We start from the raw sequence: 14,976 nt of genomic DNA on the forward strand, positions 1-14,976 counted from the left end.
TTGCGGGTGCCCTTGCGGGTGCCCTTGCGGGTGCCCTTGCGGGTGCCCTTGCGGGCACCCCTTGCGGGCACCCCTTGCGGGTGCCCGCAAGGGGTGCCTTGGCGGGGTGCATACACGGAAGATGCAATCGCCCTGACGGCCCCACGCGGGGCGTCGTTGACGGCCACGGCAGGAAGTTGCAACCGCTGTCACCGCCCCACAATTGGCAGGTAATGCCGGTTGAGCCGTGAACTGACGATTATGCGCAATGGGATGGTCGCGTTGCCAGCGCTGCTGGTGATGCGCAAGGTGCCGGTGTGCGTTCCTTCGCCCAGCGCACTGGGATTCAGGGTGAGTTGCACGTCGCTTGTGTAGCTGGTTCCGCTTGTCGGCTGAACGCTTGCCCACGCAACATCCAGTTCGGTTTGCCAGGTGATCGTCCCTGACCCTGTGTTCCTGAGCGCGATGTTGACGTTTTGTGGCCCTGTGCCCGGGCGTACCATGATCCCGATGGCGTCTGGGCTATGCTGGAGCACCGCAGGCAATCCTTGCCGCAGATAGACGGGACTCTCGCTGAGCCGAATGATGCCTTGACCCTCCTGGATTGGTAGGGATACTGCTTGCCCGTCGCGGTTGAAGAGATTCGCGCTCGTTCCAGGTTGCAAGGGGACGGCGACATCTTCAAGGCCTTCGTTCCGCCAGATGAGGTCGACCGTCTGGCGATCAGGTGTGGTAAAACGTAGGTGAAAGCGCGCCACGCTACTCAGCGCATCGGCCTGGTGCTGAAAGGTGTGCAGTGGCCCAAAGCCCACAAATTGCGGTTCCGGTCCAAGCTGAGCGACGAGGGTGGCATACGCATTCGCCGCCGGTTTGCGGGCGTACCCTTCCCTGACAGTACGCAAAAGCGCGGCCTGCTGCCAGAAGTTCTGGGCGGCCCCGTCAAATTTGTCTTCCAGTTGGAACCAGTTGAGATGGGTGATGCCCTGCGCCAGCGCGATCCCGTAGGTGCGCACCAGATAGTTCGCCTGCTGATCCTCGCTCTTGCCCACCAGCGCACTCAGGTCGCCCCGCGCGTTACAGTCACGACAGCTATGCAGCGGTGCGCGTGATGCGGTTGGGCCAAAATAGATGTGCTGGGACTCAGGGTTGCTGGCGATCTGGTTGCGTGCGGCTCCCCCGATGATGCAGCCAGGATCGGCAGCCGTACAGGTCGACCAGCCGACCTCGCTGATCCAGATTGGCCGCACTGGCCCGCCGCGCCGGGCAGTCTGCTCATTGAGCCAGTTGCGACTGGTGGTCAGGCGGCCCCACATGGTGACGCTGCCAAAAATCCCCGCCCCATCCGGCGCAGCCGTGGGCATATACGGGTGGATCGCCAGCGCATCAAAATTGAACCAGATTGACGGGCGGGCTGCCAGCGCATCGTTCATGAAACTCAACCCGTCACGATGCCCGATGCCGTCGTTCCAGCCTCCATCAAAGACATAGAGCCCGCCGGTTGCGACGATGGCGGTTGGATCGGCGGCTTTGGCGGTTAGGTAGCCCGTCTCGAGGAGGGCCGCATATTCGGCTGGCGAGGCCGGCCAGGTCTCCCAGGCATTCGGTTCATTCCAGATTTGCCAGACAGCAATGCGTGGTGAACCGGGCGCATCATTGATCCCGTCGCCATCGTAGCGCTCAACCACGGTCGCGACATAGTCGGCAAAATCTTGCGTACTGGCCGGAGGGCACCAGTATGCTTCGGCAAAAACACCTGCCCAGGCGTACTGGGTGCGGCGTTGCTCGCAATCGGCGATGCGCGCCCACTGGGGGGTGGTCAAGAGCATCCCGACAATGCCATAGCCGGCTTCGGCCATCTCCAGGATGCGTCGATCCATCAAGGCCCAATCCCACTGGCCTTTGCCCGCCCGCTCAAGATTGGCCCAACTCAGTTCCTCTCGGCCCCAGGCGACCCCAAGTTGCCGCCCCTCGGCCACGAGGGTGGCAATGCCGGCATCGCCGTCATTCCAGAAGCGTTCAAGACCCGTAAAGTAGGTGTTCATCCCAAACATCGTCAACCGCTCAGGCTGCCTCGTCGCCAACCCCGGATTAGGCTCGGCATGACTCGACGGCACGGTTGTGACTAGGATGCTGATGATCACGAGCAGTAAGATTAGTATTCTCATATACGGTATAATACCATTCAAAGTGTATTGCGGAGAAGAAGCATATGGCGAGCGCAGCGGTTCCCTTTGGCGACCTGAAACGTCAGTATGAAGCGATGCGCCCTGAACTTGATGCGGCGATTGCCCACACGCTCGCGAGTGGATGGTACATCCTCGGCGAGCAGGTTGCGGCGTTCGAAGCTGAGTTTGCGGCCTATTCCGGGGCGAGCCATTGCGTCGGCGTGGCCAGCGGGGCCGAGGCGCTCTACCTCGCTCTTGCTGCGCTCGGCATTGCTCCCGGCGACGAGGTGATTACCGTAGCTAATGCGTGTATGTATCAGGTTGCGGCTATCCTGCAAGTTGGGGCGCTTCCGGTACTGGTTGAGGTTGACCCTGCAACCCAGAATATGTCGCCAGCGGCCTTCGAGGCGGCCATTACGCCAGCTACCCGTGCGGTTATCCCGGTGCATCTCTTCGGGCGCATGGCTGATATGCCTGCAATTATGGACATTGCGCTTGGCCACGATCTCGTGGTGGTGGAGGATGCCGCCCAGGCGCACGGCGCTTTTCTCCTTGATGACCAGGGCCAGCCCAGGCGCGCCGGGTCATGGGGCCACCTTGCCTGTTTTAGCTTCTATCCTAGCAAGAATCTTGGGGCCATTGGCGACGGCGGGGCGCTGACAACCGAGGATTTTCTGCTCGCCGAGGTGCTGCGCCGCCTGCGTATGTATGGCTGGGGCAAGAAGTATGAGACTGTTGAAGCCGGCGGGCGCAATTCTCGCCTCGATGAGTTGCAAGCCGCGATCTTGCGGGTCAAGCTGCGCTATCTTGAACATGGCAATCAGGCGCGCCGCGAGCGCGCCGCCTGGTATCGCCAGTTGCTCGCCGATCTCCCGCTTGCATTGCCAGTTGATGATCCCGGCATGGTCTATCACCTCTTTGTGATCACGCTGCCCGATCACGCCGCTCGTGAGCACCTCCGTCAGACGTTGCTCGCCGCCGGGATTGGCTGCGATGTCCACTATCCCCTTCCCGCCCATCACCATCCCGCGTATGCCGAACTCTATGCTGGCACCGTGAGCTTGCCAGTGACCGAGGATCTCGCCGGACGCATTCTCTCGCTGCCGATGTTTCCCGAGTTGACCCGCGCCGAGATCGAGCGGGTCTGCGCAGTGGTGCGTGAAGGAGTCGCGCGATGAATGCTCTCTCTCCCTATGCCGATAGTTTCCATGGGGCACGGGTCTTGATTACCGGCGGCATTGGTTTCATTGGCTCAAATCTGGCTTTCCGCCTCGTTGAGCTCGGCGCGACGGTGACGCTCGTCGATTCGCTCATCCCTGAATATGGCGGCAATCTCCATAATCTTCAGGGTCTCGAAGATCAGGTCAGGGTTAATTTCTCTGATGTGCGCGATGAGCATTCGATGAACTATCTTGTCCAGGGCCAGGATTATCTCTTTAATCTGGCTGGGCAGACGAGCCATATGGATTCGATGCGCGATCCGTATACCGATCTTGAAATCAACGCACGTTCGCAGCTTTCGATTTTGGAAAGTTGCCGCAAGTATAATCAAGCTATTCGCGTTGTCTATGCGTCAACTCGGCAGATCTACGGCAAGCCTGATTACCTGCCCGTTGATGAGCGCCATCCCTTGCACCCGGTTGATGTCAATGGTATCAATAAAATGGCCGGCGAGTGGTACCATATTCTTTACAATAATGTCTATGGCATTCGCAGTTGTGCCTTGCGGCTCACCAATACCTATGGCCCACGTATGCGCGTGAAAGATGCCCGTCAGACCTTTCTTGGCATCTGGATCAAGCAATTGATCGAAGGACAGACGATCCAGGTCTGGGGCGATGGCTTGCAGATCCGTGATTTCACCTATGTTGATGATTGTGTCGAGGCTCTCTTGCTCGCAGCGGCGAGTCCCAATGCCCATGGGCAGATCTTTAACCTGGGCAGCGATGAGACGATCAACCTCCGTGATCTCGCGGCACTGATGGTCGAAATCTATGGGGAAGGTCAGTACGAGATCATTCCCTTCCCGAGTGACCGCAAGCCGATTGATATCGGTGACTACTACGGCGACTATCGCCTCATCCGCGGGCGCCTCGGCTGGATGCCACGGGTTCCCCTTCGTGAGGGACTTGCCCGTTGTCTCGCCTTCTACCGCGAGCATCGGGCGCATTACTGGTGAGACAAGGTTTAAACGAGCTTCCCCTCTTTCCTCTTTCCTCTTTCATCTTTCATCTTTCATCTTTCCCCCGGTAGATCTGAAAATCCCCCTGGCTAAACACCAGTTCAAAGTGCTCGGCAAAGAGTTGCTCGCCTTGCGTGCCATGAAATTCACGTTCGAGCGGGCTGACATAGATGTAGCTGATGTCGTGTTTCTGGAGCAGTTCGAGCGCTGTTTCGAGCGTTGTCGCCGCGTAGATCGCTGGTACGTCACGCTGCCGTTCGTTCATCACCGCCACCTGCTCGGCAAGGCCACTGCGCCAGAGCCGCTCGTGACCAACAAGCCAGCCCAGGACGCTCTGGACGCCACTCAAGGCCGAGGCGCGGTTCAGCCGTTCGTATTCGCAGTTGCAGAAGCCGTTGACCATCCGTTCCTCAAGGCCCACGTTGGCTTCGAGCCAGCGGATCGCGCCCAGTTCGTCGGGGGCGGTCTTCCCCAAAAAGGCCATTCCGTCAAAGGTGCGTTCGCCCGGTAGAACCGGTTCAGTCCAGCGGGCCAGACCAATTGGATAGATCGATGCACCGGCGAGCAAGATGATCAGCGGAAGTATCCACGCCAGATGGCTGCTTCGCCTGAGCCACGTGTGCCACACGGGGTGTCGCGCCTTCGTTTTATCATGGATCTGCTGTCGCTCAAGCCCTATTTGTGCGATCAGCCACCAGACGGCGTAGGCGGCGATGATGCCCCAGATGAGCCAGACTTGATAGTAGAATTTGAAGATCATATTCTGTCGGCTCATGATGGTCTGAAGATGATCTTCAATATAGACCACTTCGGGCACAAAAAGCGCGACGCCTCCCACTGCTGCCGCCCAGAATGCCACGCTTAATCCGGCACTCTGGGCTTGCCAGGCCCGTAATGTGAGCAGCACGATCAGGGGGAGCAGGAAGAGCAGGGGGAAACCGATGACCAAGCCGACCACCAGCGTGATCACGCCACCCCAGATCGCCCCCCGCACAAGCCAGTCTGGGACATACGTGGGCCTGGCTTGCGCGGCCTGATCTTGCCCAACCCGAGGTTGTGTGTCACCCGGACCACGCAGCGCAGCGGCTATGATCGGCACGAGAAAGAGCCCGAACATCACCAGAAAGCCGAGCAGCCGCGACCGGTGGTGTGACCAGGCCAGCATGGTTGCCAGCCGCCCAATGATGGGGAGGTCGGCGAAGCTTTCGTCCAGAACCGAGCCGGCTGGCGCAGTGAAGGTGAGCAGAAATGGGGCAATGGTGAGACTTGCTGCGATACCAAAGCAACAGGCCGCGATCAGCAGACGCGGCCAGTGTTCTCGTTCGCTAGTGCGCCAGGCCCCTAGGATCATCGCACCTCCAAAGAGCAGCGCGTAGGTCGGGGCATCCCACGAGTTGATGCAGTAGAGCGCACTTACCACGATCCCCGCGACCGCCGCCGTGAGCGGTTGTGCGCCACCTGCGACCAGCGCTAGCGCCAGCCCGAGCCCAAGCAGGGCAATGGGGAGCGCCAGGGTGTGCGGGTGCAGATCGCCAAGATAAAAGGTAAAAGCGGGGAATTCGGTAATTGCCTGTCGCCGCTCAACGCCGCCTTCAGGCAGGGGCATTTCATCGAAGATTACCCGCGAAGGCCGAAACCAATCGAACGAAGGCCACGGATCGACCGTCAGTTCACTCTGCGCTGGTTCTTGCCAGCCGCGCACCGTAGGCCGACTGAGCGTGATCGTCTCGGCCCCGGCGAGCCGTTGCTGCAACGCTTCGCCAAGCTGATCGATATCAAGTACCCACCAGCTCTGCGTGCCAACCGCGAGCTGGATCGCCGACGCCTGGCTGCCAAGCGGAATGACAAAGATCAGCGCCAGCAACCCAACCGCAAGGGCCTCTATCTGGCCCACTGGCCGCCTTGCGCGTTGGGTCAAGCGCACTAGCGCGACGGCAAGATAGGCCACGCCGACAACGATCAGCGCGACGACAACCGCAAAGCCAAGATTGAACGCATATGCTCCTGGTGTGCCCGTGAGCAGCGCCAGCGCTCCAATCGCGACATAGCCCAGGTAGTAGTAGTTGAACGGATACCCGGCAAACCAGGGTGAGGCCGGAGGAATCTGATCATACCGCAAGAGCGCGTTGATGATCATGACCTCCATTGGTTTTTCGGTACCCGTCAGGGCCGGGCCAACTGACCCATGCCAGCGAAACATGCATCCGGCAAAGAGGCCAACCAGCAAGAGCAATTCCCAGCCGACGATGGCCTGCCAGTTGAGGCGCGGCCAGTCAAGCCCCCGGCGCTGGGCGATGATCCACGCACCAATGCCAACCAGGGCCACCACCAGCAGCGCACCGATCACGAGTGGAACCTCGAATGGCGCAAGACCAGCAAGTGCGCCAACCCAGGCGACCAGGGTGACGAGCAAGAGACCAAGGATCTTGGCAAGCGGATACCCGGCGAGCGGCAGTGAGCGTAGGGCGAGCATCGTCAGGGGAAGACCAGTCAGGCCAACGAGCTGAAGTGCCAGCCACCAGCGCAAGACCAGTGGATCAAGGAAGGCTTGCAGATCCCGCAAGAAGGAAACCGTCAATTCGGGACGCAACGCCCACACGAAGACCAGGGCAACTCCGGCTGCGCTGGCGATCGTCACCGCCCGCGTCAGACCCAACCCGGCAAGCCCCAGGGCGATGAGCAGAGGCAGGATGCTCAGGGTTAGCCAGGCGAACCCTGGCGGCAGACGAATCGCCGGATCAAATGGACGTACCTCAACTTCAAACAGTGCCAGACCAATCTGCCGTCCCTCGACCACTGCTGGCGGCTCGGCGCGCAGGTGCAGATCAACCCACCCGAGGTGATCAGCAGGCAGCGGGGTGAGCAGATGATAGTGGCGCAACTCTGGTTCGCCTTCGTCAGTTACAAGCGTGACGAGTGGCATCGCGCCAACGCTGAGCGCAATCGTGGCCCCTGGTGCCACCGCACCGCGCAAGGTCAACGCACTGCGTTGCGTTGCCCGCACCGGCAGACTCAACCGCGCCTCGGGGCCACTCCAACGATATGCGCCAGTGGCATTGCGTTCAACCGGCTCGAAGCCTGCCAGTTGATCAAAGCTATGCAGTGACGCAGGGCGTACAACCGTAGTACCCTGATACTGCCACAGCAGCAGCGCCGCCAGCGGTGGCAAGAGCAATAGCCAGAGAATCTTCCATCTACGCATGGCATGATTCTACCTGATCACGCCTTGCGAGGAAAGACGAAACGAACGCCCACCAGGCCTCACAGGTCTTCAAGACTTGTGTGGTCTGACTCTTGCATACCTGACTTGCACAAAGCCATTCGCCGAGACACTGCATTCAAGCAGCTCCAGGCGTTGCTCGGGCGCAGGATCACCAAAGAGTCCGATGCCTGCCCCGAGTACGATTGGGACACGGGTGATCGTTAGCTCGTCAATCAGCCCGGCCTCCAAAAAACGCTGGATCGTCTTGCCCCCATCAATATAGAGATGTTGTTTGCCCTCGACACCTAGCTGTGCAACGATCTCTGCCGGCACCCCGTTCATCAGGCGCACCTTGCCTGCTAGTTGCTCGGGGATCGCCAGTGACCTATGCGAAAGCACAACCACCGGCACGCCCTCATAGGGCCACTGCTCAAAGGTCAACACCTGCTCAAACGTCTTGCGTCCCATCACCAGCGTATCCACCGTAGCAATAAAATCCTCGTAGCGCAACCCTTGCAACTCAGTCGTCGCATACTCAGGCCGCTGCAACCAATCAATGCTCCCATCAGGGCGGGCAATGAAGCCATCAACACTCGTTGCGATATACACCGAGCATTTCACCGTAGACGCGCTCATCATCTTTCTCCCCAGGATCTTCATAACTCCTTCACAATTCTTCCGTACTATACCTCTTGTCAGGACGCAAATAATCGTCCGCAAGGCCTATCCATACTCCTTTCAGCGGGAGGGCAGAGGCCCCAGAAACACCTTCATTTAGCTGGCTGATTGTGCCAGCGCAACAAGGAGAAAGCATTGAAAAAGCAAAACTGGCTCGGATGGCTCGCCCTTGGTGTCGCAGGGCTGGCCTTGATGGTTGCCCTTGGTGGATTTTTTGGTGGTACCATGATGCGGATGCGTACGATGGCGTATCAGCAGACAGCGCCACAGGCCGGTGCTCTGGTGGTACCCTTAGAAGGTTCGAGTATGCGCGGCGACCATGAACGTGGCGGGCCGCCGGCATTTGTTTTCGAACGGCAGCAGGAGCGCAATGACGCTATGCGCGAACGGATGGATCGTGGCGATATGCGCATGGAAATGGGGCAGATGGCGCATCCTTCGCGTGATCACGGACGGTTCGGCATCTTTGGGATGTTTGGGATGTTTCTGGGGTTGCTCAACGCGCTGAGCAAAATGGTTGCCCTGGGTTTGCTGGCCTGGCTCTTGTTGCGGCTCTTCCAGCAGCGCAATGCCAATAGTGGTGGTACACCGCCAGCCCCACCATTGACGCCCGCCGGGCATGATCCGCGTGTCGAGTAGGGGCGAAGCACTATGGTGCTGCGCGAAACCTCCCCTCCCCCCTCGTGGGGGAGGGGCCGGGGGTGGGGGGCAAAGGCGTCGCCAACGTGCATCGTTGGCAGGGAGAACGCAAAAACCTTTGCGCCTTTGCGCCTTTGCGCCTTTGCGTCAAAATAGCCGCCTTATTTGCCCATTATTGCCGCTCAACGCCCTTTGCGTCTTTGCATCAAATCATCAGAAAATGCAATTCATACCCTCCTAACGAGCGCACAGGTGTGAAAGAGAACGCCGATGAAAACAATCCTGGTGGTAGACGATGAACCTGGCATTGTCCAGATTGCCCGCGATTATCTTGATCGTGCGGGCTTTCGTGTGCTTACGGCTGATGATGGGCCTGGGGCTTTACGCCTTGCCCGTACCGAGCGCCCACATTTGCTGGTGCTTGATCTGATGCTGCCAGGGATGGACGGTCTCGATGTGACGAGGTCGCTGCGTCAAGATCAGGCGACCCGCAAGTTGCCGATCATTATGCTGACCGCCCGCGTCGAAGAGGCTGATCGCCTGATTGGCCTCGAGCTCGGGGCTGATGATTATATGACCAAGCCCTTTAGCCCCCGTGAGCTTGTCGCCCGCGTGCGCGCGGTGTTGCGCCGTACCGAAGATAATGCTCCCCCTGTTGCTCTTATCCAGATCGGCGCGTTGAGCATTGACCTCGAACGGCGCATTGTCCGTCGCAATGGGATCGCTATTGAACTCACGGCTACCGAGTTTGACCTGCTTGCGGTGCTCGCTCGTGAACCCGGGCGACCTTTTACCCGTAGTCAGTTGCTCGATCTGGTCTTTGATCTGAGCTATGCCGGGTACGATCGTACGGTTGATGCCCATATTAAAAATCTCCGCCGTAAAATTCAACCTGACCCCGATGGTCTTCAGTATATTGTGACGGTCTATGGGGTTGGATATAAATGTATTGAACTGTGAAAATATATGCGTAAAAACCCTCGTATCTTTAGTTTGATGCTGACTGCCTTTGGTCTTGTTATTGTGCTAGGCATTGGTGGCATGCTGCTCTTTTTCTGGGTTGCTGTGCTCAGCTTTCAGCGTGGTCATGATGATTGGGGTGCGCCGCCCGAGTTTGTCGCACGGGGCGAGGCTGCACGTCTGGCCCAGGTCTATCGCCGCGAGGGTTCGTGGGAGGGGGTCGAGCCACGTTTTGATGTGATCGAGCGCCAGTTGCGCGATGATCGCTGGCAGAGCATTACGCTGCTTGATGCCGATGGGCAGGTTGTCTCACGTCGCGTTGGGACTGAACCAATGATGCCGATGATGCCGATGATGGCTTCGGCTGAAAGCATGTCAAGTCGACCGCCACGTGGCGCGACCCCGCTTCTCTTGCCTGTTCCTCCCGAAGATGTTCTGTCAAGCACAGTGACTGCTGGTGGTGTTGCCATTGTCCCTGCCAATCCTGTGCAGATGATGTCAGCCGATGGGCAGGTTCTCTTGACGATTCCTATTCAGTTGCGCGACGAGACCGTGGGGGCGCTGGTGATCGATTATGCCAGTGGCGAGGGTCGGACGTTCGGGTTCGCTAATCTTGCCCGCGGGGTTGGCGCCGCCGGTCTGGCCCTGGCCGGGATCTTGCTTGGCCTGGCAATCTTCTTTTCGCGCCGGATCAGTACGCCCCTTGCTCAACTCAACCAGGCGGCCCGGGCGCTGACGGCGGGTGATATGCAGGTGCGGGTCGAGCCGGGCCGCGTGCGCGAGGTGGCCGATCTGGCGCTTAGTTTCAATCAACTGGCTGATGCCCTGGCTGCGGCTGACCAGCAACGGCGTCAGTTGACCGCCGATGTTGCCCACGAATTGCGTACGCCTCTCTCGATCATCAAAGGTCGCCTCGAAGGGGTGCAGGATGGCGTCTATGAACCCGATCAATCGCAGATCGCTGGTCTGCTCGGCGAAGTTGCCCTACTCGAACGCTTGATCGAGGATCTGCGTTTGCTCGCGCTGGCTGATGCCGGTCAACTCGCGCTCTATCCCGAACCTTGCGCCCCCGCCCACCTGTTGCACGATACGGCACGCTCGTTTGCCCGCCAGGCCGAGGAACAGGCGGTCGCGTTGCACGTGGAAGCCGCCGACGCGCTGCCCGAGGTGCTGGTCGATCCCCAGCGCATCAGTCAGGTGCTCGGCAATCTGGTCGGCAATGCGCTGCGCCATTCACCCCCAGGCGGCCAGATAACCCTGTCGGCGCAGGTTGTTGCTGATGAGGGCGTGGCGTTTGCGGTGAGCGATACGGGGCATGGTATCGCGCCCGCCGATCTTCCCCATATCTTTGACCGCTTCTATCGCGTTGATCGCGCACGGTCGCGTAGTGCTGGCGGTGCTGGCCTCGGTCTTGCGATTGCCCGCCGCATCATCGAAACCCATGGCGGCACGATCAATGCTACAAGCACGCTCGGTCACGGTACGACGATGCGCTTTGTCTTGCCCCTTGAACCGGCCAGCGATGGTACAATGGATCGTGCGCTGCCCCATCAAGGCAGCGCAGACGATCAAACACTGCCCGCGTGAGGAATGGCATGCCAGAGTCGCCCTATCCGATGGTGTCAGTTGACGAGGCCCAGCAGGTGATTATGGGCCGTGTGGTGCCGCTCGAAGCCGAAGAAGTTGATGCGCTGACCGCCGATGGTCGCGTGCTTGCCCAGGCAATTCAGGCACCGCTGAATATTCCCGATGTGCCCAAGGCGGCGATGGATGGCTATGCGCTGCGTACCGACGATGGCCTGAAGCCGCGTCGTATCGTCGCCGAGTTGACGGCTGGTACGGCTGCCGGGGTGTCGCTCGAACCAGGTACTGCCGTACGCATTATGACCGGTGCGCCAATGCCTGCCGGTGCCGATGCGATGCTTCCTGTCGAACTCGCCGAGGAGCACGCTGGCTGGCTGACGTTGCACCACACGTTGCAATCTGGTCAGCATGTGCATACCGTGGGCCAGGATGCCGCTCAGGGTGCGACGATCCTTGCTCGCGGTACGGTTATTGGTACGCCGGAACTTGGCTTGCTCGCTACCTTTGGCTTGACCAGGGTGCAGGTCTATCGCCGCCCGCGGGTTGCTGTGCTGGCGACTGGTGATGAAGTGATCGAGCCAGGCTTACCTCGCCCTGCTGGCGCAGTCTATGACTCGAATCGCTACGCCTTGATGGCGGCGTTGCGCGAGGCGGGCTGCGAGGTTCTCTCCCTCGGCATTGCCCCTGATGACCACACTAAGCAGCGCGAAGCCCTTCTCCGCGGGCTCGAAGCGGCTGATGTGCTGGTCACGAGCGGCGGCGTCAGCATGGGTTCACGCGATCTAATCAAGCCCCTGCTTGCTGAACTTGGCACGGTTCACTTTGGGCGCATCGCCTTCAAGCCGGGCAAGCCAACCACGTTTGCAACCGTGGGGGCCAAACTTGCGTTTGGATTGCCGGGCTATCCCGTCTCCTCACTGGTCTCGTGCGAAGTCTTTGTGCGCCCTGCCCTCCGCGCCTTGCAGGGCGATCCGCATCCCTGGCGCCCCCGCGTGCGCGTGCGCCTCAGCACCCCGATCCGCCCCTCGCACGATCGCCCCGAATACCAACGGGTCACCATTCGTCAAGAGGGCGTGCATCTGGTGGCGGGAACAACCGGCGGCCAGGGTAGCTCCCGCCTGATGTCGCTCCTCGGAGCCAACGGGCTTTTGCTTGTCCCCCCCGGCGAGGCAATCTACCCTGTCGGCACCGAACTCGAGGCGCTGTTGACGGCGTCACTCTGATGCGCTTCGTTGAAAAAAGCCAGCATAGCTGGCTTTTTTCTCCTCTCACCGTTTTACTACGATGCGCAGTTGCTCACTCGGATGGAGCGAGCAGACCAACTCGAACGTGCCGGGGCCGGCAAAGTGCTGGATAAAGCGTTGACCAGGGGCAATCCGATATGGCCCGATCGTGATCGCCTCGTCGTCGTCGTTCTGGATCACCAGCGTATCCTGTTCACTCAGGTGCAAGACGATCTCTTGGGGAAAGAGGTCGAGCTCTTCTCCGGCGGCAAGCCGCACCGCCGTACCGGGTGGCACGCTAATCACCAGTGTGCGCTGGGCTTCGTCACGCGTATTCAGCCACCAGATGCTTCCAATGCCCACGCCAACCAGCAGAACGAGCCCCACCAGACTGAGCAGCAGAGAACGACGATGCACCTCAGCCTCCCTCACGGGCGAGTAGGCGCAGGTCAGCGGTAATATCTTCTACCGGAGTACCGTGGGCAAAGAGGATCCGCCAGTTCCCGGCTTTGTCAATCGCGTAGATAAACCCCGAATGATCGATGGTATACCCCATCGCCGAATTCGGCAATTCGCGCTGCTCGGAAAAGACCCCGTACGACTTCAGAATCGGCGCGAGCGTTGCTTCATCGCCGCGCAAACCCTTAAAGCGCGGATCAAACGCCGTGACATATTGCTGCAAGCGTTCGCTCGTATCGCGTTCAGGATCAAGGCTAACCAGGGCTACCTGAATCGCCTCGGCATCCGCCCCGAGTTCCCGACTCACCGCCGACAGATCCGCCAGCGCCGCCGGACAAATATCAGGGCACATCGTAAACCCAAAAAAGAGCACAACCACCTGCCCTTTCTGCTCGCTCAACGTAAATGGTTGCCCCTGTTCATCAATCAACGTGAAATCAAAAGCTGGCTCAGCTGGCTCCAGTACCGTCCCGCGAAACTGGGGCGCGCTCGGCCCACAGGCAGTTAGCATCAATAACACCATCCCTAGCAGGATGAAGGAGAATTTTTTCATTATCAACACCTCAAAGCAACAGGTTTTAAGGGCGTCAGCCCTGAATGTCATGGGGATGAGGCGAACGCCCCATCCCCATCCCCAACACCTTACGGCTGACGTACAACGGCATTCACCTCGACGGTTCCTGCCCGCTCAAAAGTCAGCGTCACCGGAATACTCTCGCCTTCCTTCACATCCCTGGTAACATCAATGAACATCACGTGAAACCCACCCGGACGTAGTTCCACCTCGCCGCCGGCAGGAACCTCGATCTTCTCGACCGGGCGCATACGCATGACATTGTCTTCCATCAAGACATTGTGCAGTTCAATGGTCTCGGCAATGTCGGCAGCGGCAGCCACAAGATAGTCCGGTTCACTGCCACTGTTCGTGATGACCATATACCCTGCCGTCGTCGTTCCTGCGGACATAGCCCCATGTTCCGTTGTCTGATCCATCGTCCCATGCCCGCTTCCGCTCTGGGCAGTGCCCTCCATCGGCATCGCGGCAAGACTGGCGGGCCGTACCCAGGCGTCACGTATTTCAAGCGCCATCCCCGTCGCAGGGGCTACCGCAGGTGTTGTCGTCGGGGCAGCCCCACAGGCCACCAGGATCAGACTGCTGATTGCCAGCAGGATCACGATTATTGTATTTCGCATTGTTCTTAGCTTCCTCTTCCTTATCAAGCCCACATCAGGTGGGCTGCACCTTTAATAGTCTGTAACCTACGTCTCTTGATCCCAGCGGGAGCTTCGACAGACTCAGCATCCGTCTGTTCGCAACGCCCATCGTCCGCCGTTGGCTGAGCTTGTCGAAGCCAATACCTAGAGCAGCAAACTTCTGTTACGCACCACGTAGTGGTCTATGAAGTAAGTTTCCCGGTAGCGCCGCCGACCACGAATGCTGATCACGAAGAAACGAAGGGAGTGCCGGCTTTAGCCGGCTGAAGCCGGCACTCCCTTACCCTTTGCGCCTTTGCGCCTTTGCGTCAAATCATCAGCAAACTCGCTGCCGCATCAGGCGCGGGGGAGGCACCGGCGGAGCGTCGTTTATCCGCCTCTGCCAGAGGGGTGTATGCGCTCTGAGGCTATCTTGGAGGCGCAGAGCCAGGATAAGCAGCGCCGCAAGGGCTAAGTCCCCTTGCGTCAGGCTCTGAATCAGTCCTGGACTAAGCGGCGGGGGGAGGTTCTGGGCGAGGGCAAGGGTGTGACCACAGACAAAGGGTGATGCTTCATCAGTCGGGGCACCCCAAGAAAACGGCACTGAGCAGTGCAGAACACATGCCAGCAACGTGCCTGGCAAGATAAAACTCAGGAACGCACTGATCCAGGTACGATGCGCAGCGAGCCGGATCAGCCGTGACATCTGTT

12 protein-coding genes are annotated in these 14,976 nt (G+C 59.5%); 6 read left to right on the forward strand and 6 right to left on the reverse strand.

Features of this window, described 5'->3' with window-relative positions; genetic code table 11:
• Positions 1-188: 188 nt before the first annotated feature.
• Entirely contained in the window at positions 189-2,144 is a 1,956-nt protein-coding gene (locus EYB53_RS13060) for a BACON domain-containing protein (protein WP_135478620.1), read from the reverse strand.
• A gap of 44 nt (positions 2,145-2,188) precedes the next feature.
• On the opposite strand from EYB53_RS13060, the gene EYB53_RS13065 reads away from it, so the two are divergent.
• The gene (locus tag EYB53_RS13065; RefSeq protein WP_135478621.1) at positions 2,189-3,322 is read left to right on the forward strand and encodes a DegT/DnrJ/EryC1/StrS family aminotransferase; all 1,134 of its coding nucleotides are present in this window, start codon (positions 2,189-2,191) and stop codon (positions 3,320-3,322) included.
• Complete coding sequence (locus tag EYB53_RS13070) at positions 3,319-4,323, forward strand: NAD-dependent epimerase/dehydratase family protein (protein WP_135478622.1); 1,005 nt, start codon at positions 3,319-3,321, stop codon at positions 4,321-4,323. Before EYB53_RS13065 ends, EYB53_RS13070 begins: the two co-directional genes overlap by 4 nt.
• A gap of 49 nt (positions 4,324-4,372) precedes the next feature.
• On the opposite strand, the gene EYB53_RS13075 is transcribed toward EYB53_RS13070, so the two are convergent.
• Positions 4,373-7,528 carry a DUF2298 domain-containing protein gene (locus EYB53_RS13075; protein WP_135478623.1) on the reverse strand — a complete coding sequence of 1,052 codons (3,156 nt, stop codon included), beginning with the start codon at positions 7,526-7,528 and terminating at the stop codon, positions 4,373-4,375.
• Between the two features lie 69 nt (positions 7,529-7,597).
• Positions 7,598-8,167 (reverse strand): dihydrofolate reductase family protein, encoded by a 570-nt coding sequence (locus tag EYB53_RS13080; RefSeq protein WP_205712652.1) that lies wholly within the window; start codon positions 8,165-8,167, stop codon positions 7,598-7,600.
• 174 nt (positions 8,168-8,341) lie between these two features.
• Between EYB53_RS13080 and EYB53_RS13085 the strand changes: the two genes are divergently transcribed.
• The 4 genes from EYB53_RS13085 to EYB53_RS13100 all read left to right on the forward strand — a co-directional run bounded on the left by EYB53_RS13085 (position 8,342) and on the right by EYB53_RS13100 (position 12,612).
• On the forward strand, positions 8,342-8,845 hold the full coding sequence (locus tag EYB53_RS13085) for a hypothetical protein (RefSeq protein ID WP_135478624.1): 504 nt from the start codon (positions 8,342-8,344) through the stop codon (positions 8,843-8,845).
• A 270-nt stretch (positions 8,846-9,115) separates the two neighbouring features.
• Complete coding sequence (locus EYB53_RS13090) at positions 9,116-9,805, forward strand: response regulator transcription factor (RefSeq protein ID WP_135478625.1); 690 nt, start codon at positions 9,116-9,118, stop codon at positions 9,803-9,805.
• Positions 9,806-9,811: 6 nt separating this feature from the next.
• Positions 9,812-11,392, forward strand: a complete 1,581-nt coding sequence (locus tag EYB53_RS13095; protein WP_254151059.1) for a sensor histidine kinase — start codon at positions 9,812-9,814, stop codon at positions 11,390-11,392.
• 8 nt (positions 11,393-11,400) lie between these two features.
• A complete protein-coding gene (locus EYB53_RS13100; RefSeq protein ID WP_216863644.1) occupies positions 11,401-12,612 on the forward strand; it encodes a molybdopterin molybdotransferase MoeA in 1,212 nt (403 codons plus the stop codon).
• Positions 12,613-12,657: 45 nt separating this feature from the next.
• On the opposite strand, the gene EYB53_RS13105 is transcribed toward EYB53_RS13100, so the two are convergent.
• From EYB53_RS13105 to EYB53_RS13115, 3 genes are all read right to left on the reverse strand, one after another.
• Positions 12,658-13,029, reverse strand: a complete 372-nt coding sequence (locus EYB53_RS13105) for a cupredoxin domain-containing protein (RefSeq protein WP_135478627.1) — start codon at positions 13,027-13,029, stop codon at positions 12,658-12,660.
• A gap of 1 nt (position 13,030) precedes the next feature.
• Positions 13,031-13,624, reverse strand: coding sequence for an SCO family protein (locus EYB53_RS13110; protein ID WP_135478628.1), 594 nt, complete (start codon positions 13,622-13,624; stop codon positions 13,031-13,033).
• An 89-nt stretch (positions 13,625-13,713) separates the two neighbouring features.
• Entirely contained in the window at positions 13,714-14,265 is a 552-nt protein-coding gene (locus EYB53_RS13115) for a copper chaperone PCu(A)C (protein WP_135478629.1), read from the reverse strand.
• Between the last annotated feature and the right edge of the window lie 711 nt (positions 14,266-14,976).

This window comes from Candidatus Chloroploca mongolica, from assembly GCF_004762035.2.
In the GTDB taxonomy this organism is placed as follows: Bacteria; Chloroflexota; Chloroflexia; order Chloroflexales; family Chloroflexaceae; genus Chloroploca; species Chloroploca mongolica.

Coding starts and splice junctions, on each gene's coding strand:
- EYB53_RS13080 (WP_205712652.1), bottom strand. CDS start 8,167: ATGATGAGCGCGTCTACGGTGAAATGCTCGGTGTATATCGCAACGAGT.
- EYB53_RS13100 (WP_216863644.1), top strand. CDS start 11,401: ATGCCAGAGTCGCCCTATCCGATGGTGTCAGTTGACGAGGCCCAGCAG.
- EYB53_RS13065 (WP_135478621.1), top strand. CDS start 2,189: ATGGCGAGCGCAGCGGTTCCCTTTGGCGACCTGAAACGTCAGTATGAA.
- EYB53_RS13110 (WP_135478628.1), bottom strand. CDS start 13,624: ATGAAAAAATTCTCCTTCATCCTGCTAGGGATGGTGTTATTGATGCTA.
- EYB53_RS13115 (WP_135478629.1), bottom strand. CDS start 14,265: ATGCGAAATACAATAATCGTGATCCTGCTGGCAATCAGCAGTCTGATC.
- EYB53_RS13070 (WP_135478622.1), top strand. CDS start 3,319: ATGAATGCTCTCTCTCCCTATGCCGATAGTTTCCATGGGGCACGGGTC.
- EYB53_RS13090 (WP_135478625.1), top strand. CDS start 9,116: ATGAAAACAATCCTGGTGGTAGACGATGAACCTGGCATTGTCCAGATT.
- EYB53_RS13075 (WP_135478623.1), bottom strand. CDS start 7,528: ATGCGTAGATGGAAGATTCTCTGGCTATTGCTCTTGCCACCGCTGGCG.
- EYB53_RS13095 (WP_254151059.1), top strand. CDS start 9,812: ATGCGTAAAAACCCTCGTATCTTTAGTTTGATGCTGACTGCCTTTGGT.
- EYB53_RS13060 (WP_135478620.1), bottom strand. CDS start 2,144: ATGAGAATACTAATCTTACTGCTCGTGATCATCAGCATCCTAGTCACA.